The 25,052-nt window shown below is 66.5% G+C and carries 8 protein-coding genes; all 8 read right to left on the bottom strand.

Going from position 1 to position 25,052, the window contains the following annotated elements:
• Positions 1-269: 269 nt before the first annotated feature.
• Positions 270-17,120, bottom strand: coding sequence for an autotransporter-associated beta strand repeat-containing protein (locus ACI2KK_RS00600; protein WP_404667499.1), 16,851 nt, complete (start codon positions 17,118-17,120; stop codon positions 270-272).
• A gap of 337 nt (positions 17,121-17,457) precedes the next feature.
• Positions 17,458-17,841, bottom strand: coding sequence for a YkgJ family cysteine cluster protein (locus ACI2KK_RS00595; RefSeq protein ID WP_404667498.1), 384 nt, complete (start codon positions 17,839-17,841; stop codon positions 17,458-17,460).
• Between the two features lie 335 nt (positions 17,842-18,176).
• Positions 18,177-19,385, bottom strand: a complete 1,209-nt coding sequence (gene alaC, locus ACI2KK_RS00590) for an alanine transaminase (protein ID WP_404667497.1) — start codon at positions 19,383-19,385, stop codon at positions 18,177-18,179.
• Between the two features lie 164 nt (positions 19,386-19,549).
• Positions 19,550-20,677: a hypothetical protein gene (locus tag ACI2KK_RS00585; protein ID WP_404667496.1), complete on the bottom strand. Its 1,128-nt coding sequence runs from the start codon at positions 20,675-20,677 to the stop codon at positions 19,550-19,552.
• Positions 20,678-21,174: 497 nt separating this feature from the next.
• Entirely contained in the window at positions 21,175-22,062 is an 888-nt protein-coding gene (gene cyoE, locus ACI2KK_RS00580; protein WP_217840263.1) for a heme o synthase, read from the bottom strand.
• A gap of 11 nt (positions 22,063-22,073) precedes the next feature.
• The gene (gene cyoD, locus ACI2KK_RS00575; RefSeq protein WP_404667495.1) at positions 22,074-22,406 is read right to left on the bottom strand and encodes a cytochrome o ubiquinol oxidase subunit IV; all 333 of its coding nucleotides are present in this window, start codon (positions 22,404-22,406) and stop codon (positions 22,074-22,076) included.
• Entirely contained in the window at positions 22,406-23,029 is a 624-nt protein-coding gene (gene cyoC, locus ACI2KK_RS00570; RefSeq protein ID WP_217840265.1) for a cytochrome o ubiquinol oxidase subunit III, read from the bottom strand. The genes cyoD and cyoC overlap by 1 nt, the downstream gene beginning before the upstream one ends.
• A 3-nt stretch (positions 23,030-23,032) precedes the next feature.
• Positions 23,033-25,051 carry a cytochrome o ubiquinol oxidase subunit I gene (gene cyoB / locus ACI2KK_RS00565; RefSeq protein WP_404667494.1) on the bottom strand — a complete coding sequence of 673 codons (2,019 nt, stop codon included), beginning with the start codon at positions 25,049-25,051 and terminating at the stop codon, positions 23,033-23,035.
• Position 25,052 lies beyond the last annotated feature (1 nt).

Genomic DNA, 25,052 nt, shown 5'->3' with positions numbered 1-25,052 from the left:
CATGTACCAAGGCAGGCGCCGGTACTTTCACAGGAATAATTGGACCGAAACAAACTGTGGGAGCGGGTTTACCCGCGAAGCGCCGCGCGGGCGGCGCTCGATCTCATAGGCGCTGCAAGGGTTGTGGCGAGCACCTGTATGCCCTGATACAACCGACAGCCAGGAACCTGCAGGCCCCAACTCAACCCACTGCCAACCGCCACCCAAAAACTGGCAGGGCAACCCCGCCCCCACACAGCCATTACAGACCCCGCGATGGGCCACAGCCCTCAGAACCCCATACTGAAGCTCACCACCACCCCATGGTCCTTCGCCTCGCTGGACAACTGCCCGGAATACCCGATCCCCAGCTTGCCGCTCTCACCGACCGACATGTCCAGCCCGGCCTCGACCACCGCCGCATCCTTGGCAATCGGCACGCCCGAGGTGCTGAAGCCACTGCCGCCTTCGCTGAAGCGCAGGTCGGCGCTGGGCTGGTCATCGCCAAAGGCATGTCGCCAGCCCACCGACAAGCGTGGGGTAATGCTGTTGCCCTTGCTCAGTTCGATGCGCTTGCCAATCCGAACACCCAGGGTCGAATAGGTCACATCCTGCTCGACACTGCCAGACAACCGCCCTGCCCCGCCCTTCTCGTGGGCGGTGTCGCTGTCGTAGTTGACATAGGCCAGCCCGGCGAACGGCTCGAGCGCCACGCCGTTGCCGGCGTCGATGGCATAGCCCAGCTCGCCGAACACCTGGGCACTGCGCGCCTTGTACTTGGCTTTCACCCGGTCGTTATAGGCGCCCACCGCAACATCACGCTTGGTCTCGATATCGTGCCAGGTGTAGCTGGCACCCAGGCGCGCCGAGAAGGCGTCGAGCTGGTAATTGAGGTAAGTCAGCAGGTGGTAGCTGTCGACCGTGGCATCCGAGCTGCGGCGGTGCGCATCGATGCTTGAGTTGGTGTAGCCGGCGGCAACGCCGACCTTCCACTGGTCGTCCAGCGCCTTGTCCACGCCCAGCAGGAAGCCTTGCAACTGGCGGTCGACACTGGCGGCGCCACTGCTGGCGTCGTAGCTGCCCCAACCACCGATGGCACGCATCCAACCCACCGCCTGGCCCTGGCAACCTTCGCTGGTGAGCTGCTGGTTGGCCGTCGGTGCCAGGGTGCGGCGCGGGTCGTCCTGCTGGGTGCAGTCGGCCTGGCGCATGCGGTCGTTGGCGGCCTCGCGCAGATAGCGCGAGTCCTCGATCAGCGTGGTGGCGGTGCTGGCGTGGATCTCACCCGACAAGCTGTCGAACGCTGCCTGGGCCTGAGCCACGCTCAGCGGCAGCAGGTTGTTGACAATCTCCGTCGGCGCGCCCGGCCCGCTCAGGGCTGCCGCCACACCTGCCTGGTTGGGGCTGGCAGCCACACGCATGAAGCCCAGGCTGTTGCGCCGCAGCGACAGGGTCACCTCGTTGGCGCCGTAGTCCAGCGAGCTGCTGAGGAACGCCGAGTTGCTCAGGTTGGTGCTGGCGAAGGTGCCGTTGATACCGCCCGTGGCATTGACCACCGTGTACTGGGCACTGCCGGTGAAACCGGCCAGATTGACCACCTGCAGGCTGCCACCCAGGTTGGCGGTGCCGCCGACGTTCAGGTAGCTCACAGGGTTGGCGGCCAGGTCGATGGCCAGGGTGCCGCTGGCGGCGTTGGTGAAGTTGCCGGTAACCGTCAGGTTACCGCCCTTGCCGGGCATCACCGTGCCCTGGTTGGTCAGGCTGGCGACGCTGCCGGTGCCGGTCAGCGCGGCGCCGTTGGCCACGGTCACCGCGGCGGCCAGGCTGGCGCCAGGGTTGGCGGCGTTGCCCACTTCGAGCACGCCCTGGTTGACGTTGAAGGCGCCGCTGAAGGCCTGGTTGCCGGTCAGCAGCAAGGTGCCGGTGCCCTGTTTGGTGGTGGTGCCGGTACCGGTCAGGCTGCCGTTGAAGGTACCGTTGGCCGCCTGCACGAACACCAGGCTGGCGTTGTTGGCGATGTTGCCCTGCAGGCTGGTGGTGTTGCCGGCCAGGGTGCCGCCGCTGACGGTGGTACCGCCGGTGTAGGTGTTGGCGCCAGACAGAATCAGCGTGCCGGAATCGAGCTTCTCGATGCCGCCACTGCCGACGATCGGCGCGCTGATCAGCGCCGTAGCGCCGGCATCTACCCGCATGGCGGCCAAGGTGCCGCCGGTGCCGTTGGTGGCGGTCAGGCTGCCATTGTTGCCAGCCACAAGCTGGTAGCCGCTGCTGAGGAACTGCATGCCGGTGAAGGTCTGGTTGCCCTGCACGGTGACGGTGCCGGCCTGGCCACCGAACACCGCGAACTGCCCGCCCCAGGTCTCGCTGTTGGCGCCGGTGGAGTCGGTCCAGTTGCTGGTGCCGCTGCTGCCCCAGGTGCCGTTGCCGCCGCTGATGGTGCCGTCGGCGGTGGTCTTGCTGCCGTTCCAGAACTGCAGCGAGCCCGGTGCGCCCTGCACCACCAGGTTGACCTGGTTGGCGATGGCGGTCTGCAGGCTCAGGTCGCCCAGCGCCACGCTGCCGGGGATGGCGCCGAACACCAGGCCGTTGTCGGTCAGGCTGCCGCCATAGTTGAACAGGCTGTACACGCCCGGGCCGAAACCGCCGACATCGGTGATGTTGAGGGTGCCGTCCAGGGTCAGGTTGCCGGCTACGTTGACCACCGTGGTGGCGGCGTTGGGGGCGCCGAGGGAGAAGTCCAGGGCGCTGCCGGAGGCCAGGCTCAGGCTGCCCACCGACAGCGGCGTGGCGCTTTGCCCGGCGGCCAGGGTGGCGCCGTTCTGGATCTGCACGGCACCGGCCAGGGTGCCGGTGCCGCCCAGGGTGGCGCCGGTGCCCACTTGCACGCTGGTGCTGTCGAGGCGACCGTTGACCAGCAAGGTGCCGGAGCTGACGGTGGTGGCACCGGTCAGGGTGTTGTTGCCGGTCAGCAGCAGCTCGCCGGTGCCGGTCTTGCTCAGGGTGCCGGTGCCGGTGAGGTTGCCGGTGTAGCTGCCGTTGCTGTTCTGCTCGAAGGTCAGCGCGGCGTTGTTGATGATGGCGCCCTGCAGGCTGCTGCTGTTGCCGACCACGCTGCCGGCGTTGATCAGGGTGCCGCCGGTGTAGCTGTTGCTGCCGCTCAGGGTCAGCTCGGCGTTGCCGTTCTTGATCAGGCCGCCGCTGCCGCTGATGTTGCCGGCCAGCTCCAGAGCGTTGCTGCCGCCAATGCCCACGGCGCCGTTGAGCACGGCGTTGTTGGCCAGGGTGACGGCGGTGTTGCTGTCCAGGGTGGTGCCGGCGGCGGCGGTCAGGGTGCCGCTGCCCAGGGCGCTGTCGTTGCCCACCACCAGGGTGCCGCCGTTGAGGGTGGTGCCGCCGCTGTAGCCGTTGGCAGCGTTCAGCACCAGGGTGCCGGTGTCGAACTTGACCAGGCTGCCCGTGCCATTGATGGCGACGTTGAGAGTGGCGGTGGCGTTGGGGTCGACCCGCAGGTTGGTGGTGCCGCTGGTCAGCAGCTCGCCACCGGTACCGCCGTCGAGCACATAGCCGTCGGTGACGAACTGCATGCCGCTGAGGCTGTGGCTGCCGTCCACGGTGACGGTGCCGGCCAGGCCCTGGAACACCGCAAAGGTGTCGTTCCAGGGGGTATTGAGCACGCCGTCGGCATCGGTCCAGTTGCTGTTGGTGGCGTCCCACACCCCGCTGCCGCCGTCGATCGAGCCATTGGGCACGCTTTGGCTGCCGTCCCAGAACAGCACGTTGTTGGCCCCGCCGACCACCAGGTTGACCTGGTTGGCGACGCTGGTCTGCACGGTCAGGTCGCTGGCCGGCACCGGAGTGCTGCCGATGGCCATGCCGTTGTTGACCAGCGAGCCGCCGTAGTTGAACAGGCGGTACACCCCGGCGCCGAAACCGCCGACGTCGGTGATGTTGAGGGTGCCGCCCAGGGTCAGGTTGTTGGCCACGCTGACCAGCGGCGTGCTGCCCAGCGGCGCGCCGAGGGCGGCGTTGAAGCTGGAAGCGTTGCCCAGGGTCAGGTTGCCGACGCTGAGGGTGTTGCCGCTGCTGACAGCCAGGGTGCCGCCGTTGGCCACCACCACACTGCCGCTGAGGCTACCGGTGCCGCCCAAGGTGCTGCCGCTGGCAACGTTGACCGTGCTGCTGGCCAGGCTGCCGTTCACCAGCAGGCTGCCGCCCTGCACATTGGTGGTGCCGGTGTGGCTGTTGCTGCCGCTCAGGGTCAGGTTGCCACTGCCTTGCTTGTTGAGGGTGCCGGTACCGCCGATGTTGCCGCCGAACAGGCCGCCCTGCACGCCCAGGCTGTTGCCGGCGGCAATCTGTACCGCGCCATTGCCGTTGAGGGTGCCCAGGGTGGTGTTGCCGTCCAGGTTGAGGCTGGCGCCGCTGCTGACGTTCAGCGCGCTCTGGGTGCCGAGGGCGGTGGTGCCGACGGTGCTCAGGCTGCCGGCCAGCAGGTTGATGATGCCGCTGAAGGTGTTGTTGCCCGACAGGGTCAGGTCGGCCGCGCCGCTTTTGTTCAGCGTGCCGGCGCCGCTGAGCACGCCGGCCAGTTCCAGGTCGTTGCTGCCCAGCACGTTGAGGGTGCCGCCGACGGTTACTGGCGAGCCGAGGGTCACCGAGGTGTTGGTGTCCAGGTTGCCGGTGCCGGTGACGTTCAGGCCGCCGCTGCCCAGGGCCGCGTCATTGCCCAGCACCAAGGTGCCGGCCTGCAGCACGGTACCGCCGCTGTAGGTGCTGGCGCCGTTGAGGGTCAGGCTGGCGTTGCCGCTCTTGACCAGGCTGCCGGCGCCGACCAGGGTGCCGCCCAGGGTCAGGTCGTTGCTGCCCAGCACGTTGAATACGCCGGCCAGGTTGGCATTGTTGGCCAGGCTCACCGCCTGGCTGCTGTCCAGGCTGGTGCCGCCGGCAGCGTTCAGCGTACCGGTGCCCAGGGCGGTGTTGCTGCCGACCACCAGGCTGCCGGCGTTGAGCAGGGTGCCGCCGCTGTAGCTGTTGTTGCCCGACAGCAGCAAGCTGGTGCTGCCGGCCTTGACCAGGGCGCCGGTGCCGCTGATGTTGCCGGTCAGGCCGAGGCTGTTGCTGCCGGCCAGGTTCAGCGGGCCGGTGAGGTTGATGGCGTTGCCCAGGGTCACGGCCTGGTTGCTGTCGAGGATGGTACCGGCGGTGGTGCTCAGGGTGCCGGTGCCCAGCGCGGTGTTGCTGCCGACGATCAGGGTGCCGCCGCTGAGCAGGGTGCCGCCGCTGTAGCTGTTGTTGCCGTTGAGCACCAGGGTGCCGGTGTCGAGCTTGTTCAGCGTGCCGCTGCCGGCCACACCCACATCGAGGGTGGCGATGGCGCCCGGGTCGACCCGCACGCTGGTGTCGCCGCTGCTGCCGTTGACCAGGTTGAGCACCCCGCCGGCACCGGCCAGCAGGTGGTAGCCGTTAGTCACGAACTGCAGGCCGTTGACGGTCTGGCTGCCGACCAGGGTAACGTTGCCGGCATTGCCCTGGAACACCGCGAAGCTGCTGTTCCAGGTGCTGTTGTTGGTGCCGTTGAGGTCGGTCCAGTTGCTGTTGCCGGCATTCCAGGTGCCGCTGCCGCCGTCCACCTGGCCGTTGGCGGTGGTCTGGCTGCCGTCCCAGAACAGGATGCTCTGGCCGTTGCTGCCGACCAGCAGGTTGACCTGGTTGGCCAGGCTGGTTTGCAGGCTCAGGTCGCCGACGCTGACGCCGGCTGGCAGGCTGCCGAAGTCCAGGCCGTTGTCGGTGAGTACGCCGCCGTAGTCGAAGATGCGGTACACGCCGTTGCCGAAGCCGCCGATGTTGCTGACGTTGAGAGTGCCGTCCAGGGTCAGGTTGCCGCCCACGTTGAACAGCGCAGTGCCGCCGGTGGAAGGTGCACCCAGGCCAACGTCGACGATCGAGCCGCTGTTCAGTACCAGCGAGCCCAGGCCGAGGGTGTTGCCGCTGCTGCCGACCAGGTGGCCGCCGCTGGCGATGGTCACCGGCCCGCCCACGTTGCCGCTACCGCTCAGGCTGGCGCCGCTGGCCACGTTCAGGCCGGCGCTGGTCAGGCTGCCGTCGACCTTGAGGGTGCCGCCGCTGACCTGGCCGGTGCCGCCGAGGGTGCTGATGCCGCTGAGGGTAAGGGTACCGGTGCCGACCTTGTTCAAGTTGCCCGAGCCGCTGAAGGCGCCAGCAAATAGGCTGTCGCTGTTGTTGCTGCCGACGCTCAAGGTGGCGCCAGTGCCAATCACTGCCTGGCCGCTGCCGGTGAGGCTGGCCAGGTTGGCGTCGCCGTCCATGTTCAGGACGCCGGAGCTGCCGATATTGATGCCCGACACGCTGTCGAGCACGCCCGAGCCCAGCAGGGTCAGGGAGCCGGCCTGGATATCCACAGCGCCGGTCAGGCTCTTGGCGGTGACCAGGGTGGCATCGTCCAGGCCAGTCTTGACCAGGCTGCCGCTGCCGCTGATATCGCCACTGACCACCAGCGCATTGGGGGTGTCGAGGGTCAGGGTGGTGCCGCCGGCGATATCCACCGCATTGCCCAGCACCATGGCCGCGGCGTTGCTCAGGGTGGCATCGCCGGTGACGTTCAGCCCGCCAACGCCCAGGGCGCCGCTGCTGGTCAGGGTCAGGGTGCCGGCAGCAAGGTCGGTGCCGCCCTGGTAGCCGTTGTTGCCGCCCAGGGTCAGGTTGCCGCTGCCCTGCTTGACCAGCCCGCCGCTGCCATTGATGGTGCCGGCCAGGGTCAGGTCGTTGGCGCCGTCGACGGTCAGCCCGGCGTTGAGATTGAGGTTGTTGCCCAGGTTCACGGTGCCGGTGCTGCCCAGGGTCGAGGCCCCGGCAACGGTGATCAGCTCGGTGCCCAGGGCGCCGTCGGCGCCCGCCAATACGGTACCGCCGTTGAGGGTGGTGCCGCCCAGGTAGGTGTTGCTGCCGTTCAGGGTCAGGGTACCGCTGCCATTCTTGACCAGGTTACCCAGGCCGTCGATCTGCCCGTTCAGGGTCAGGTCGTCGGTGCCCGTCAGGTTGAGGGTGCCGCCCAGTTGCACGTCGTTGGCCAGGGTGGTGTCGCCCAGGGTGGCCAGGTTGGCGTTGCCGGCCACGCTCAGGTCGCCGCTGCCCAGCGCCGCGTCGTTGCCCACGGTCAGGGTGCCGCCGTTGAGCAGGGTGCCGCCGCTGTAGCTGTTGGCACTGCCCAGGGTCAGGTTGGCGTTGCCGTTTTTGACCAGTTGGCCGCTGCCGCCAACCACGCCGTTCAGGGCCAGCTCGTTGCTGCCGCTGACAGTCAGGTTGCCGCCATTGAGATTGACGTTGTTGGCCAGGGCCAGGGCCTGGCTGCTGTCCAGGCTGCTGTCGCCGGTGACGTTCAGCGCGCCGCTGCCCAGGGCGCTGGCGTTGCCCAGCAACAGGCTGCCGGCCTCCAGCGTGGTGCCACCGCTGTAGATGTTGGCGCCGTTGAGAATCAGCTGGCCACTGCCCTGCTTGTCGAGGGCACCGCTGCCACTGATCACGCCGCCCAGGGTGAGGGTCTGGGCGTTGTTGACCGCCAGCGTGGCGGCGTTGCCCAGGCCGATGGCGTTGCCCACTTGCAGCACGCCAATGCTGGCCAGGGTGCTGTTGCCGGTGACTGCCAGGCTGCCGTTGCCCAGGGCGGTGTTGTTGCCCAATGTCAGGGTGCCAGCGGCCAGGGTGGTGCCACCGGTGTAGCTGTTGGCGCTGCCCAGGGTGAGGTTACCGCTGCCGGTTTTGGTCAGGCTGCCGCTGCCGCTGATCGCGCCGTTGAGGGCCAGGTCGTTGCTGCCGGCCACGGTCAGGCCGGCGTTGAGCAGCACCTGGTTGGTGACGTTGCCCAGCGCGGTGTTGCTGGCCAGAGTGGCGGCGCCAGCGACGGTGAGAGTGCCGCTGCCCAGGGCGCCGTTGTTGCCCAGGGTCAGGGTGCCGGCGTTGAGGGTGGTGCCACCGAGGTAGAGGTTGCTGTTGTTGAGGGTCAGGTTGGCGGCGCCGTTCTTGGTCAGGCCACCGACACCGTTGACCAGGCCATTGAGGGTCAGGTCGTTGTTGCCGGCCAGGTTCAGGTTGCCGGCCAGGTTGACCGCGTTGTTCACGGTGACGGCCGTGCTGCTGTCCAGAGTGGTGCCGTTGGCGGCGTTGAGCGTGCCCAGGCCCAGGGCATTGTTGTTGCCCAGCACCAGGGTGCCGGCGTTGAGTGCGGTGTTGCCCAGGTAGCTGCTGTTGCCGGCCAGGGTCAGGCTGCCGGCGCCGTTCTTGATCAGCCCGCCGATGCCGTTGATGTCGCCGTTGAGCACCATGTTCTGTGCGGCGGCCAGGGTGAGGTTGCCCAGCAGGTTGATCTGGTTGGCCAGGGTGATGTTGCCGGTGCTGCCCAGTGTGGTGCCGCCCGAGGCGCTCAGCGCGCCCGTGCCCAAGGCGCCGTTGCTGCCGAGTATGAGCGTGCCGGCATTGAGCGTGGTGCCGCCGCTGTAGCTGTTGCTGCCGTTGAGGGTGGTGGTGCTGGTGCCGTTCTTGATCAGTTGGCCGGTGCCGCTGATGTTGCCGTTGAGGGTGAGGTTGTTGGCACCTGCCAGGGTCAGGTTGGCGTTGAGCGCAATGGTGTTGTTCAGGCTGAGGTTGCCGGTGCCGGCCAGGCTGGCGTTGCCGCCCACCACCAGGCCGCCAGTGCCCAGCGCCTGGGCATTGCCCACAGTGAGGCTACCGGCGTTGAGGGTGGTGCCGCCGCTGTAGCTGTTGGCGCCGCTCAGGGTCAGGTTGGCGGCGCCGTTCTTGATCAGGCTGCCAGCACCGGACACCACGCCGCTCAGGCCCAGATCGGCGCTGCCGGCCACGGTGAAGGCGCCGCCCAGGGCGAAGGCGTTAGCCAGGGTGACGGCGGTGTTGCTGTCCAGGGTGGTATTGGCCGCCGCGCTGACCTGGCCGCTGCCCAGGGCGCTGTTGTTGCCCACAACGATAGTGCCGCCCTGCAGCAGGGTGCCGCCGGTGTAGCTGTTGGCGCCGCCCAGCACCAGGGTGCCGGTATCCAGCTTGCCGAGGGTGCCGCTGCCCGACAGCCCGACGTTGATCGTGGCGGTCGCGCCGGGGTCGACCCGTACGGCGAAGGCGCCGTTGCTGCCGTTGACCAGGTTCAGGCCGCCGCTGCCGGCCAGGGTATAGCCGCTGGTGACGAACTGCAGGCCGGTGGCGGTTTGCGTACCCACCACAGTGACGGTGCCGGCCGCGCCCTGGAAGATCGCGAAGCTGCCGCCCCAGGCGCTGTTGAGGGTGCCGTTGACGTCGGTCCAGTTGTTGGTGGCGCCGCCCCAGGTGCCGTTGCCGCCGTCGACCGCGCCGTTGGCCACGGTGTTGCTGCCATCCCAGAACTGCACGCCGCCAGCGGCGCCGCCCACCAGCAGGTTGACCTGGCTGCCGACCGAGGTCTGCACCTCGAGGTCGCCCGGCAGCACGCTGCCCGGCACGCTGCCGATCAGCAGGCCGTTGTCGGTCAGGCTGCCGGTGTAGTCGATCAGGCGGTAGATACCCACGCCAAAGCCGCCGATGTCGCTGACGTTGAGGGTGCCGTCGAGGGTGAGGTTGCCGTTGACGTTGACCAGCGCGGTGCCGCCGGTGGCCGGGCTGCCCAGGCCAACGTCGAAGATCGAGCCGCTGTGCAGGGTCAGGCTGCCAGTGCTCAGGGTGGCGCCGCTGTTGGCCGCCAGGTGCCCGCCATTGGCGATGTCCACCGCGCCCAGCACGCTGCCGGTACCGGTCAGGGTGCCGCCGCTGTTGACCTGCACACCGGCCGAGGCCAGCGAGCCTGTGACGTCGAGGGTGCCGGCATTGACCGTGGCGCTGCCACCGATCACGTTGATGCCCGACAGCTCCAGGCTGCCGCTGCCGTTCTTGATCAGCCCGCCACTGCCGGCCAGGGCGCCGCTGAACACGCTGTCGAGGTTGTTGCTGCCCACGCTGAGGTTGCTGCCGGCGCCCAGGTTCACCGCACCGGCGCCGCTCAGGCCACCGACGCTGGCGCTGGCGCCGAGGTTCAGCGAGGCACCGGCGCCGACGTTCAGCGACGAGGCGTTGCCCAAGGCGGTGCCACCGACGGTGGTGAGGCTGCCGCCCACCAGGTCGATGGCGCCGGTGAAGGTGTTGTTGCCGCTTAAGGTGAGGTCGGCCAGGCCGTTCTTGATCAGGCCGCCGACGCCGCTTAGGTCGCCGCTGAGAGTGAGGTCGTTGCTGCCGCCGAGGGTCAGGTCGTTGCCCAGCAGGATGTCGTTGCCCAGGTTGGCCACGACGCTGTTGTCCAGGCTGGCAGCGCCGTTCACGTTCAGGGCGCCGCTGCCCAGGGCGGTGTTGCTGCCGACGATCAGCCCGCCGGCATTGAGCACGGTGCCGCCGCTGTAGCTGTTGTTGCCATCGAGGGTCAGGGTGGTGTTGCCGTCCTTGATCAACTGCCCTGCCCCGCTGACCACGCCGCCCAAGGTCAGGCCGTTGCTGCCGGCCAGCGTCAGGTCGGCGCCCAGGTTGACGGCATTGCCCAGGGTGATGGTGTCGGTGTTGTCCAGGGTCGAAGCGGCGCCGACCGTCAGCGTGCCCGTGCCGATGGCGCTGCCGTTGTGCAGCACCAGGCCGCCGCCGTTGAGCTGAGTGCCGCCGCTGTAGGTGTTGCTGCCGGTGAGGGTGAGGGTGGCGTTGCCGTTTTTGATCAGGCTGCCGGTGCCGTCGATCAGGCCGCCGAGGGTCAGGTCGTTGACCCCGGCCAGGGTCAGGTCGTCGTCCAGGGTGATGGCGTTGCCGACGGTGATTGCCGCGCTGTTGCCCAGGGTGCCGGCGCCAGCCACGGTGAGCTTGCCGGTGCCCAGCGAGGCGCCGGTACCGAGCACCAGGCCGCCGGCGTTGAGGGTGGTGCCGCCTTGGTAGGTGTTGTTGCCGCTCAGGGTCAGGGTGCTGGCGCCGTCCTTGACCAGGCTGCCGGCGCCGCTGACCAGGCCGGCCAGGCCCAGGTCGGCGCTGCCGTCCACGGTCAGGTCGCCGGCCAGGTTAACGGCGTTGGCCAGGGTCAGTGCGGTGCTGTTGTCCAGGTGGGTGCCGGCCGCTGCGTTCAACACACCGCTGCCCAGGGCGTTGGCGTTGCCCAGCACCAAGGTGCCGGCGTTGAGGTTGGTGGCGCCGCTGTTGGTGTTGCTGCCGGTCAGGGTCAGGGTGCTGCTGCCGTTCTTGGTCAGGCCGCCGGCACCTGCGATCACGCCGCTGAGGGTGAGGTCGTTGCTGCCCGGCAGGTTCAGGTTGCCGGCCAGGTTGAAGTTGTTGGCCAGGTTCAGCCCGGCGGTGTTGCTGTCCAGGCTGGTGCCGGCGGCGGCGTTCAGCACGCCGCTGCCCAGCGCGGTGTTGCTGCCGACTACCAGGGTGCCGGCGTTGAGGGTGGTGGCGCCGCTTTGGGTGTTGTTGCCGTTGAGGGTCAGGGTGCTGCTGCCGTTCTTGATCAGCCCGCCGGTGCCGCTGAGCACGCCATTGAGGGCCAGCGGGTTGGCGCCGCTGACGGTCAGGTTGGCGTTCAGGTTGACCGCGTTGTTCAGGGCCAGGGCACTGCTGTTGGCCAGCACCGAGGCGCCGTCGACGGTCAGCGCGCCGGTGCCCAGGGCCGCGGCGTTGGCCAGGGTCAGGGTGCCGGCGTTGAGGGTCAGGCCGCCGCTGAAGGTGTTGGCGCCGCTCAGGGTGAGGTTGTTGTTGCCGTTTTTGACCAACGCGCCGGTGCCGCTGATCACGCCGCCCAGGGTGGTGGCCGCGGTGCCCGGCAGGGTCAGGGTGTTGCCGGCCAGGTTGACGGCGTTGCCCAGGCTGACAGCGGTGCTGGCGTCGAGGTTGGCATTGCCGCCCAAGGTCAGGGCACCCGTGCCCAGGGCGTTGTTGTTGCCCACGGTGAGGGTGCCGGCGTTGAGGGTGGTGCCGCCGCTGTAGGTGTTGTTGCCGTTGAGCGTCAGGCCCGCGCTGCCGTTTTTCACCAGTGCGCCGGTACCGCTGATCACACCACCCAGGGTGGTGGCGCTGGTGCCCAGCAGGCTCAGGGTGTTGGCGCCGAGGTTGACCGCGTTGGCCAGGTTGACCGCCGTGTTGGCGTCGAGGCTGGCATTGCCGCCCAGGGTCAACGCGCCGGTGCCCAGGGCGTTGTCGTTGCCGGCGATCAGGGTACCGGCATTGAGGGTCGTGCCGCCTTGATAAGTGTTGTTGCCGTTCAGGGTCAGGCTGGCGCTGCCGTTCTTGACCAGCGAGCCGGTGCCGCTGACCACCCCGCCCAGGCCCAGGTTGGCGCTGCCGGCGATGGTCAGGCCTCCGCCCAGGTTAACGGCGTTGGCGAGGGTGACGGCGGTGCTGGCGTCCAGCGTGGTGCCGGCGGCGGTATTCAGCGCACCGGTACCCAATGCGCTGTTGCTGCCGACCACCAGGGTGCCGGCGTTGAGGGTGGTGGCGCCGCTCTGGGTGTTGTTGCCGGTCAGGGTGAGCACGCCGCTGCCGTTTTTCACCAGGCCGCCGGTGCCGCTGACCACGCCGGCCAGGTTGAGGTTGTTGGTGCCGGCCAGGGTCAGGTTGGCGCCCAGGTTGACGGCGTTGTTCAGGGTCATGGCCGTGGTGTTGGCCAGGGTGGCGGCGCCACCGACGTTCAGCGCGCCGGTGCCCAGGGCAGCGGCGCTGGCCAGGGTCAGGGTGCCGGAGTTGAGGTTGAGGCCGCCGCTGAAGGTGTTGGCGCCGCTCAGGGTGAGGTTGCTGGCGCCATTCTTGATCAAGCTGCCGGTGCCGCTGATTACCCCGGCCAGGGTGGTGTCGCTGGTGCCCGGCAGGGTCAGGTTGCTGCTGCCCAGGTTGATGGCGTTGCCCAGGTTGACGGCCACGCCGGCATCCAGGGCGGCGTTGCCGCCCAGGGTCAGTGCACCGATGCCCAGGGCGTTGTTGTTGCCCACGGTGAGGGTGCCGGCGTTGAGGGTGGTACCACCGCTGTAGGTGTTGTTGCCGTTGAGGGTCAGGCCTGCGCTGCCGCTTTTGACCAGCGCACCAGTACCACTAACCACGCCGCCCAGGGTGGTGGCGCTGGTACCCAGCAGGCTCAGGGTATTGGCGCCGAGGTTGACGGCGTTGGCCAGGGATACGGCAGTGCTGGCATCGAGGTTGGCGTTGCCGCCCAGGGTCAGGGCGCCAGTGCCCAGGGCATTGTTGTTGCCCACGGTGAGCGTGCCGGCATTGAGGGTGGTACCACCGCTGAAGGTGTTGTTGCCGTTCAGCGCAAGGCTGGCGCTGCCGCTTTTCACCAACGCGCCGGTGCCGCTGATCACCCCGCCCAGGGTGGTGGCGTTGCTGCCCAGCACGCTCAGGGTGTTGCCGGCGAGGTTGACGGCGTTTGCCAGGTTGACCGCGGCGCTGGCATCCAGGCTGGCGTTGCCGCCCAGGGTCAACGCGCCGGTGCCCAGGGCGTTGTCGTTGCCGGCGATCAGGGTGCCGGCGTTGAGGGTGGTGCCGCCTTGATAAGTGTTGTTGCCGCTCAGGGTCAGGGCCGCAGCACCGTTTTTGATCAATGCGCCGGTACCGCTGATCACACCACCCAGGGTGGTGGCGCTGGTGCCCAGCAGGCTCAGGGTGTTGGCGCCGAGGTTGACGGCGTTGCCCAGGGTGACGGCGGTGCTGGCATCGAGGCTGGCATTGCCGCCCAGGGTCAGGGCGCCAGTGCCCAGGGCATTGTTGTTGCCCACGGTGAGAGTGCCGGCGTTGAGGGTGGTACCGCCGCTGAAAGTGTTGTTGCCGCTCAGGGTCAGGCCGGCGGCGCCGTTCTTGACCAGCGAGCCTGTGCCGGCGATGACCCCGCCCAGGCCCAGGTTGGCAGTGCCGCCAATGTTGACGGCGCCTGCCAGGTTGACCGCGTTGGCCAGGGTGACGGCGGTGCTGGCATCCACGGTAGTGCCGGCGGCGGCGTTCAATGCGCCGGTACCCAGTGCGGTGTTGTTGCCGAGCACCAGGGTGCCGGCGTTGAGGGTGGTATTGCCGGTGTTGGTATTGGCACCGGTCAGGGTCAGGCTGCTGCTGCCGTTCTTGGTCAGGCCGCCGACACCTGCGATCACGCCGCTGAGGGTGAGGTTGTTGCTGCCCTGCACCGCCAGGCTGCCGGCCAGGTTCAGGGCGTTGGCCAGGTTCAGGCCGGCGACGTTGCTGTCCAGGCTGGTGCCGGCGGCGGCATTCAGCGCACCGCTGCCGAGCGCGGTGTTGCTGCCGACTACCAGGCTGCCGGCGTTGAGGGTGGTGTTGCCGGTGTTGGTGTTGGCACCGGTCAGGGTCAGGCTGCTGGCGCCGTTTTTCACCAACCCGCCGGTGCCGCTGATGACACCGCCCAGGGTCAGCGGGTTGGCGCCGCTGAGGGTGAGGTTGGCGCCCAGATTGACCGCGTTGTTCAGGGCCATGGCGCTGCTGTTGGCCAGCACCGAGGCGCCGCCGACGGTCAGCGCGCCGGTGCCCAGGGCCGCGGCGCTGGCCAGGGTCAGGGTGCCGGCGTTGAGGTTCAGGCCGCCGCTGAAGGTGTTGGTGCCGCTCAGGGTCAGGTTGGTGCTGCCGTTCTTGATCAGCGCACCGCTGCCGCTGATGACGCCACTGAGGGTGGCGGCCGAGGTGCCCGGCAGGGTCAGGGTGTTGGCCCCGAGGTTGACCGCGTTGCCCAGGCTGACCGCTACGCCTGCGTCCAGGCTGGCGTTGCCGCCCAGGGTCAGCGCGCCGGTGCCGAGGGCGTTGTTGTTGCCCACGGTGAGCGTGCCGGCGTTGAGGGTGGTGCCGCCGCTGTAGGTGTTGTTGCCGTTGAGCGTAAGGCCGGCAGTGCCGTTTTTCACCAGCGCGCCGGTACCGCCGATCACACCGCCCAGGGTGGTGGCGTTGCTGCCCAGCACGCTCAAGGTGTTGGCGCCGAGGTTGACGGCGTTGGCCAGGCTGACCGCCGTGTTGGCATCGAGGCTGGCGTTGCCGCCCAGGGTCAGCGCGCCGCCGCCCAGGGCATTGTTGTTGCCCACGGTCAGGGTGCCGGTGTTGAGGGTGGTGCCGCCGCTGTAGGTGTTGTTGCCGTTCAGCGTCAGGCCCGCGCTGCCGCTTTTCACCAGCGCGCCGGTGCCGCTGATCACCCCGCCCAGGGTGGTGGCGCTGGTGCCCAGCAGGCTCAGGGTATTGGCGCCGAGGTTGACGGCGTTGGCCAGGGTCACGGCAGTGCTGGCATCGAGGTTGGCATTGCCGCCCAGGGTCAGGGCACCAGTGCCCAGGGCATTGCTGTTGCCGACGGTGAGGGTGCCGGCATTGAGGGTGGTGCCGCCGCTGTAGGTGTTGTTGCCGCTCAGGGTCAGGCCGGCAGTGCCGCTTTTTACCAGCGCGCCAGTCCCACCGATCACCCCGCTCAGGGTGGTGGCGTTGTTGCCCGGCAGGGTCAGGGTGTTGGCGCCCAGGGCGATGTTGTTGCCCAAGGTGACGGCGGTGCTGGCGTCCAGAGTACCGTTGCCGGTGAGGGTCAGCGCGCCGGTGCCCAGCGCGTTGTTATTGCCCACGGTGAGGGTGCCACCGGCCAGGCTGGTGCCGCCGCTGTAGGTGTTGGCGCCGCTCAGGGTGAGGTTGCCGGTGCCGCTTTTGACCAGCGAGCCGGTGCCGCTGACCAAGCCGCCGAGGGCCAGGGCATTGCTGCCGGGCAAGGTCAGTGCGGCGTTCAGGGTGACGGCGTTGCCCAGGGTCAGCGCGGTATTGCCCTGCAGGGTAGAAGCGCCGGTGACGTTCAGGGTACCGCTGCCCAGTGCGGTGGCACTGCCCAGGTTGAGGCCGCCAGCGGACAGGGTGGTGCCGCCGCTGTAGGTGTTGCTGTTGGCCAGGGTCAAAAGGCCCGTGCCGTTCTTGATCAGCCCGCCGGTGCCGGTCAGCACGCCGGACAGCCCCATGTCGTTCACGCCGGCGATGGTCAGCCCGCCGCTGCCGAGGGTCAGCGCGTTGCTCAGCGCAAGGCCGGCAATGCTGCCTTGCAGGGTGCCGCCGTTGGCGGTGATGGCGCCGCTGCCCATGGCTGCGGCGTTGTCGAAGATCAGAATGCCGCCATTGAGGGTGGTGGCGGTGCTGCCGCCGAGCACACTGCCGATCAGGTTCCAGGTGCCGCTGCTGACGATCAGCCGGTTGAAGTTGATGTAGTTGGCGGCGTTGATGGTGCCGCTGCCGCCGGTACCGCTACCGCCGCCGATGGCGTTCTGCAGGGCCAGGGTGTTGGTGCCGCCGGCACCGCCGTCGACCACGCCTGCTGCGGCAAAGGCCAGGTTGGGGTTGCCGGTGACCAATAGCGATATGCCGATGCCTGCCCCGGCACTGACGGTGGAGCCGGTGATGGCGTTGAAGCGGTTGGTGCTGTTGACGCCCATCGACAGGCTGCCGGTGATGGAGCCTGCGTTGGTGAAGGTGTTGCCGGTACTCGAAGCCTGGAAGGCGGTACGGCCGATGATGGCGCCGGTGTTGGTGAAATTCACCGTACCGCCACCGGTTACCGACACCACCGGGGTGTCTTCGCTGAGCAGGGTCAGCCCGAGCAGCGCCGAGGAGCCGATGGTGCCGGCGTTGCTGATGGTGGTGACACCACCGGCGGCGTTGCGCACATCCAGCGCCATGCCATCGAGGTTGAGCAGGTTGGCCCCGAGCAAGCCGCCGGTACCCTTGAGCGAGCCGCCGGCATTGTTGGTGATGTTGATGGTGCCGGCGGTAGCGGTGTTACCCACCACGGTGCCGGTGGTCAGCGCGCTGAGCAGCCCGAGGATCGAGGGGTCGACAGTGCCGGAGTTGTTCAGGGTGATGGTGCTGCCAGTCAGCGACAGCGCCGCACCGCCCAGCAACGGGGCGCCCATGGTGGTGCCACTTTGTACGTTGACCGTCAGCCCGCTGGTGGCGTTGCTGTAGTTGTTGGGCACCAGCACCGTGCCAGTGCCACTGCAGGTGACGGTCGAGCCCGCCACCGTGCAGGCAGCCAGCGCCTCCTCGCTCGACAGGCCAAGGCCAAAGGCCCCCACCGCCAGGCTGACAGCCAGCGACAGGTGAGAAAGACGAGCGGGTAAACGGGCGGCAACGCTTCTGTCCACGGAGAGCTCCTTCGTGGATCAGGCGGTTCAGTCCCTGAATGCGTGTGCAGCAGTGCGGCGGTAGGTGAACAAAGACACGCGTCGGCCAAACATCCTGACCCTGGCTACAAGTTTTCCTTTGAGGGAATGTGTAGCCGCTCAGGGGCGCCGGGCACGCCGCGCGGGGCGGTCAAATGGTGTTAATACTTTGTCGTAGCACCACGTGTTTCGCGGGCTACAGGGCGAAACGGGTTGGATCCAACCGACGAACGGTAGTGGCCACTTGCCAAAACGTGACGCACTTAAACGTTCCAGTGTTTTCTTGCGGATCAACCTCTTGCGTAGCCTTGCCAGCCAATCAGGCCACTTCGGCGCCGTCATCCGGCCAGTGCGGCTCGTTCGCCCCGGGCGGGGTCAGCGGTGGCAGGCCATAGGCGGCCCGGGCATCGTCGCAACTGGGGTTGTGCACGCCGTGCTCCCACGAGGCGTCGAACTCACGGCAGGGGCTGGAGCGGTTTTCATAGATGTTGCAGGCCACCTGGGTGCCGATTTCGCCGCCCAGGCTCACACAGCGGCAGGGCTTGGCGTCGGTGCCGATCATCGCAACGCGGGTCGGGTTGATTTGCACCACCAGGTCGTCGGGCACCAGGCCACCGGAAGACTGGCATTCGCCCCAGAAGAAAGACACACGAAAGTAGCCGCAGCAGGCGCCGCAGGTCAGGCAAGGGTTCTGTTCGGACATGATGGCCAGGGAAGGAGGTTGTTGTTATGGGAGCGAGCGCTCGCGGCGCTATTTGTAATCCAGCCAAGAGCGGCTGAGAAGAGGGGGAATGTAAAAAAAGATGGCCGCTGATCGGTGGCCTGAGCAGATCGACTGCAGGAGCCGGCTTGCCGGCTCCTGCAGGGTCGGGCAAAGCCCGAGGCAAGCGCCGCCCCTGTGGGAGCGGCTTTAGCCGCGAAGCAGGCAGCGCGGTGGATGGCACCGGCTTCGCCGGTGTTCGCGGGCAAGCCCGCTCCTACAGGGATCGCGTAGCCTTTTGGCCTGTGCTGAACCTGTAAGCCCCTGCAGAGGTGAGGTTACTTGCCGGCCAGGCTGTCAGCGCGGAACATCTGGCGAATGCCGCGGATGGCCTGGCGGATGCGGTCCTGGTTCTCGATCAGGGCAAAGCGCACGTGATCGTCGCCGTATTCACCAAAGCCGATGCCGGGCGATACGCACACCTTGGCCTCGGCCAACAGCTTCTTGGCGAACTCCAGCGAGCCCAGGTGCGCATACTGCTCGGGGATCTTGGCCCAGATGTACATCGACGCCTTGGGGTTCTCGACCATCCAGCCCAGCTCGTGCAGGCCCTTGACCAGCAGGTTGCGGCGCTGGCGGTACTGCTCGGCGATGTCGCGCACGCACTGCTGGTCGCCCTCGAGCGCGGCAATGGCCGCCACCTGCAGTGGGGTGAAGGTGCCGTAGTCGTGGTAGCTCTTGATGCGCGCCAGGGCGCTGACCAGCTCGGGGTTGCCGACCATGAAGCCGATGCGCCAGCCGGCCATGTTGTAGCTCTTGGACAGGGTGAAGAACTCCACCGCAATATCCTTGGCCCCCGGCACCTGCATGATCGACGGCGCCTTCCAGCCGTCGTAGACGATGTCGGCGTAGGCCAGGTCGTGTACCACCAGCACGTCGTACTGCTTGGCCAGGGCCACCACGCGCTCGAAGAAGTCCAGCTCGACGCACTGCGCGGTGGGGTTGGACGGGAAGCCCAGGATCATCATCTTCGGCTTGGGGATCGACTCGCGGATCGCCCGCTCCAGCTCGTTGAAGAAATCCACACCCGGCACCAGCGGCACCGAACGCACCTGGGCACCGGCGATTACCGCGCCGTAGATGTGGATGGGGTAGCTGGGGTTGGGCACCAGCACGGTGTCGCCCTGGTCGAGGGTGGCCAGCATCAGGTGCGCCAGGCCTTCTTTCGAGCCGATGGTGACGATGGCTTCGCTTTCCGGGTCGATGTCGACCTCGTAGCGTTCCTTGTACCAGTTGGAGATGGCCCGGCGCAGGCGCGGGATACCACGGGAGGTGGAGTACCCATGGGTGTCTTCGCGCTGGGCGACCTGCACCAGCTTGTCGACGATGTGCGCCGGGGTGGCGCCGTCGGGGTTGCCCATGCTCAGGTCGATGATGTCCTCGCCACGGCGGCGCGCGGCCATCTTGAGCTCGGCGGTGATATTGAACACGTAAGGGGGCAGACGATCGATGCGCGCGAAGCGGCGCGGCGAACCTGGGTTGGCCATGGTTTCCTCTGAAGACGTAAGCGCCCGGAACCGTCCGAGCGACGTTGGCCGCTGCGGCGGCCGAATCAGAAGATAATGCCGCCACAGCTTGCTCGTAAAGGAAAATTTCCTTTTTAGTTATAACTTTTAAGATCGATGAATCGAAAAACCCATAATTTCAGGATTCACCGCAATGCTTTGTAAGTGTGCTGGTCCCAGCGCCGCAGGCTCAGGCCGTCGCTCGGCTCCATGTGCTCGCCACGCACCAGGCTGAATGCCTTGCGCAGCGGCCCATGATGGACCCTGCGTTCGTCGCCCTCGCCTTCGGTGACGTAGGTATAGGAATGCTTGCGCATGGCGGTATAGGTGGCGTCATCCTTGAGCAGCGCCTGGTGCTCGCGCATCAGTTGCGCATCGCTCAGCGCCAGGCGGTTGCCCAGCACCACGCCCCAGCGCGCCAGGCTTTGTTCGGCCAGGTGGCGCACGATCAGCCCGGGCGCCTTGCAGGCATCACCCGCGCCCTCCCCCGTGGCCGAGGCATTGCCCACCAGCGTGGCATGGCGCCCGGGCATGGGGAAAATACTCATGCGGGTGCTGCCCGCCACCTGCGGCACTACGCAGGCGAAGCCCCGGGAGCGCTCGTCGCGGGCGAAAAAGCCTACGTACTCACGCACGTTGCCGGCCAACCCGGTGCGTTCATCCTGCACGTTGAGGATGCCCGGCACCGGGTCCAGTGCCAGGATGTTCACCGGCACATCGCGCAGCTGCGGGTCGCTGGCCATGGCATTGGCCAGCATGTGGCAACTGATGCCGCCGCGGCTCCAGCCCACCAGGTTGACCTGGGTGGGAATCAGCGGTTTGCGGAAGGTCTGGATGATCTGCTCCTGCAGCGCCTGGGGCACCACTTCGCGGTCACCATAGTGGTAGCGGTCGCGGAACCAGTTGCCGTTACGCCCGGCGTTGGGTATCGGCACACCGGCGTCCTTCAGGCGCTGGTATTCGGCCTTGGTGCGGCTGCCGCGCGACCACAGGCTCTTGCCCTTGATCATCTGCAGGGCGTGGGCGACGTTCTCCTCCCAGCCATGGCCGAGCAAGGTGCCCATGGTCTGGCCGTGGTCGCGGTCGTCAACGAACAGGTTGTCGTCGTGCAGGTTGCCGCTGCCGGGGCCGTCGACCACGATCTTGTGGGCGAACTCGCGGCCCTGGTCGTTGAAGGCCAGGGTCGAGACCAGCTCGCCATTCCAGTAGTCGCGGTTGCTGACATCGCCGGCGGTGGCGCCGGTGCCGCAGAAGTAGACGGTGAATACGCTCATGGGGCGTGGCTCCTTGAAAATGGGAGCGGCCACGCTAGCGCCTGGCCCTGCAACCACGGCAGCAGGAAGTCTTGCTGGGAGCCACTGTTGGGCTAATGCCAGTCAGTCAACGAAACTGGGGCCGCTGTACGCCCCTTCGCGGGCAAGCCCGCTCCCACAGGACCGGGCAAAGCCTCAAGCTGGCGCTTTACCTGTGGGAGCAACTGTCTTGCGCTGCCTGTACTGGCCTCATCGCCGGCAAGCCGGCTCCTACAGGTGCAGCTTAGGCCCGAGGGTTGTGCGATCCCTGTGGGAGCGGGCTTGCCCGCGAAGGGCTGCAAAGCAGCCCCGTTGGTCACGCTGAAACGCTAACTGACAGGCATTACTGCCTTGGGTTGCCTGTAACGGCCTCATCGCCGGCAAGCCGGCTCCTACAGGTAGGGCGCAGGGCTGAGGGTATGGGCAATAAAAAACCCCGGCACTGGGCCGGGGCTTTTTGTGTAACAGGCTGCGCTGTATCAGCGTGCGTAGGTCATCAGCACGTCGGCGGCGGTCTGGCTGTCCACACCCATCATCACGCTCAGGGCAGTGACGAGGAGGATGGAGAAGCCGAAGACCTTGCGCGCCCACTTGCTGTCGTCCTCGGCCTTGTAGCCGCTCCAGGCCATGTACAGCCAGTACAGGCCCATGGCAGCCGCCACGGCGAGGTAACCCAGGCCGGCGTAGCCGCCGAGGGTCAGCATCAGGGTGGCGAGGACGAAGGCCAGTACGTACAGCACGATCTGCTTCTTCGCCGCCAGGACACCGCGCGCCACCGGCAACACCGGAATGTTGGCAGCGCTGTAGTCCTTGAAGCGGAAGATGGCAATGGCAAAGCTGTGCGGCATCTGCCACAGGCTGAACATCACCAGCAGGGTCACTGCAGCCAGGTCGAAGCTGTTGCTCACGGCGCAATAGCCGATCACCGGAGGCATGGCACCGGACAGGCTGCCGACCAGGGTGCCGTGCACCGATTTGCGCTTCAGCCACAGGCTGTAGAAACCGACGTAGACGATGAAACCGGCCAGGGCGCAGAACGCCGCCAGCGGGTTGGCCTGCACGTACAGCATGCTGAAGCCGACCACCCCGAGCAGGGTGGCGTAGATCAGCGCGAGGGGCAGCGGCATGCCGCCCTGCACCATGACGCGGTTCTTGGTGCGCTCCATCTTGTGGTCGATGTCACGGTCGATGCAGTTGTTGAACACGCATCCGGACGCCACCACCAGCGAAGTACCGATCACCACTGCCAGGAACAGGGCGAAGTCCACATGGCCCTTCGAGGCAAGGAAGAAGCCGCCTGCCACGGAAAGCACGTTACCGAAAATGATCCCCGGTTTGGTGATTTGGATAAAGTGCTTAACGGACATGCAGTCTTACCTCACTTGGCCATCATTTCGAAGTGGATGCTGAACATGATCCACAGCGACAGGCCGACCAGCAGAGCGATTACCAGAGCGGTGAACAGGAACGTCGACACGTTGGAACGCTGCTCTTTCGAGCGGTCCATGTGCAGGAAGTACACAAGGTGTACCACTACCTGGATCACGGCCATGGCCACAACGATCAGAACGGTCAGGTTCTTCGGCAGGCTCGGGAACATCACCAGGCCGAACGGGATCGCGGTCAGGATGATCGACAGGACAAAGCCGACCATGTAGGACTTCACGCTACCGTGATTGCCTTCGTGATGAGTGTCGTGTGCGCTAGCCATCAGATAACTCCCAGCAGGTAGACGACGGTGAATACGCAGATCCAGACCACGTCGAGGAAGTGCCAGAACAGGCTCAGGCAGCTCATGCGGGTCTTGGCAGTCGGCGTGATGCCGTGCTTGTTGATCTGGTACATCATGATTGCCATCCAGATCAGGCCGGCAGTCACGTGCAGGCCGTGGGTACCTACCAGGGCGAAGAAGCCCGACAGGAAGCCACTGCGCTGCGGGCCGAAGCCCTCAACGATCAGGTGATGGAACTCATAGATTTCCATCGCGATGAAGCCTGCACCGAACAGGAAGGTCACAGCCAACCAGCCCAGTACGCCTGCCTTGTTGCCGGCGAACATCTTCAGCATGGCGAAGCCGAAGGTGATCGAGGACAGCAGCAGGAACGCGGTTTCAACCAGCACGAAGTCGAGCTGGAAGATGTCGTGACCCGACGGGCCGCCGGCAAAACTGCCGGACAGCACCGCGTAGGTGGCGAAGAGCGACGCAAACAGGATGCAGTCGGTCATCAGGTACAGCCAGAAACCCAGTACGGTCATCTGGCCCGAGTCGTGGTGGTGATCGTCGTGCCCATGGTCGTGACCATGTGCATCACCGTGCATTACTTGACTGGACATTGATTACACCCGTTCAAACGATTCGACACGTGCGCCGGCAGGCAGAGCACCTGCTTGAGCCAGCGCTTTCATGCGCTCGCCTTCGATGCGCGCCACTTCTTCTGCCGGAACCATGTAGCCCTGGTCGTCACGCGCGGCGTGGCGAACGAAGACTGCGATGGTCGCTACCAGGCTTGCGCCCACCAGCCACCAGATGTGCCAGATGAAGGCGAAACCGAACACGGTCAGGAACAGACCCATGAACAGGCCGGTAGAGGTGTTGCTCGGCATGTGAATGGCTTCGTACTTGGCAGCAGGCTTGTAGGCAACACCGGCTTCCTTGGCTTCGTGCCAGGCGTCCAGGCCAACTTTCTCAGGCATGTGAGCGAAGTTGTAGAACGGAGGTGGCGACGAAGTGGACCACTCGATGGTACGGCCGCCCCATGGGTCGCCGGTCACGTCCAGGTTCTGGTTGCGGTCGCGGACCGAAACGTAGAGCTGGATCAGCTGGCAAGCGATACCGAACAGGATCAGCACGGCGCCGACGACGGCTACGTACAGGTAGGGTTCCCACAGCGGGTTGTCGGAGTGGTTCAGACGACGGGTCATGCCCATGAAGCCCAGGGCGTACAGCGGCATGAACGCAACGTAGAAGCCCGAGATCCAGAACCAGAAGGCAGCTTTGCCCCACTTCTCGTTCAGGGTGAAGCCGAAGGCTTTCGGGAACCAGTAGGCGAAGCCGGCGATGTAGCCGAATACCGCACCACCGATGATCACGTTGTGGAAGTGGGCAATGACGAACAGGCTGTTGTGCAGGACGAAGTCAGCACCTGGAACGGCCAGCAGTACGCCGGTCATGCCACCGATGGAGAAGGTGATCATGAAGCCCAGGGTCCAGAGCATTGGCGCGGTGAAACGCACGCGGCCCTGGTACATGGTGAACAGCCAGTTGAACAGCTTCACACCGGTCGGGATGGAGATCAGCATCGTCGCCAGGCCGAAGAAGGTGTTGACGCTGGCGCCGGCACCCATGGTGAAGAAGTGGTGCAGCCAGACTGCAAAGCCCAGTACGGCGATTGCGCCCGATGCGTAGATCATCGAGTGGTGGCCGAACAGACGCTTGCCAGAGAACGTCGAGGTGACTTCCGAGAACACGCCGAAGGCCGGCAGGATCAGGATGTAAACCTCAGGGTGACCCCAGGCCCAGAACAGGTTGACGTACATCATCGGGTTCCCACCAAGCTCGTTGGTGAAAATGTGGAAGTCCAGATAACGGTCAACGGTCAGCAGGGCGAGTGCGGCGGTCAGGATCGGGAACGAAGCGACGATCAGCACGTTGGCCCAGGTGCAGGTCCAGGTGAAGATCGGCATGTCCATCAGCTTCATGCCAGGGGCGCGCATCTTCATCACGGTGACGAGGAAGTTCACGCCGGTAAGCGTCGTACCCAGGCCTGAGAGCTGTAGCGCCCAGATGTAGTAGTCGACACCCACGCCCGGGCTGTACTGAATGCCTGCGAGCGGCGGGTAGGCAACCCAGCCGGTCTTGGCGAATTCACCAACGCCCAGCGAGATGTTGACCAGCAGCACGCCTGCCAGCAGCAGGTAGAAGCTCAGGGAGTTCAGGAACGGGAAGGCAACGTCACGTGCACCGATCTGCAGAGGAACCGCAAGGTTCATCAGGCCGGTGAAGAACGGCATCGCCATGAAGATGATCATGATCACACCGTGGGCGGTGAAGATCTGGTCATAGTGTTCAGGCGGCAGGTAGCCTTCGGAGCCACCGGTAGCGGCAGCCAGCTGAGTACGCATCATGATGGCGTCGGCAAAGCCACGCAGCAGCATGACCATCGCGACGATGATGTACATCACGCCGATTTTCTTGTGGTCGACGGTGGTCAGCCACTCGGTCCACAAGTAGGTCCACTTGCGGAAATAGGTGATAAGGCCGACGACAGCGATACCGCCGAGCGCGATCATGGCAAGCGTCACCATGACTATCGGCTCGTGATAGGGTATCGCCTCCAGGGTTAATTTACCGAACATC

Origin of the sequence: Pseudomonas sp. NPDC089406 (assembly GCF_044900265.1) — a bacterium.
In the GTDB taxonomy this organism is placed as follows: domain Bacteria; phylum Pseudomonadota; class Gammaproteobacteria; order Pseudomonadales; family Pseudomonadaceae; genus Aquipseudomonas; species Aquipseudomonas fakonensis.
Note: the sequence above shows the minus strand (reverse complement) of the source record. Positions and strands in the feature narration are given on the sequence as shown.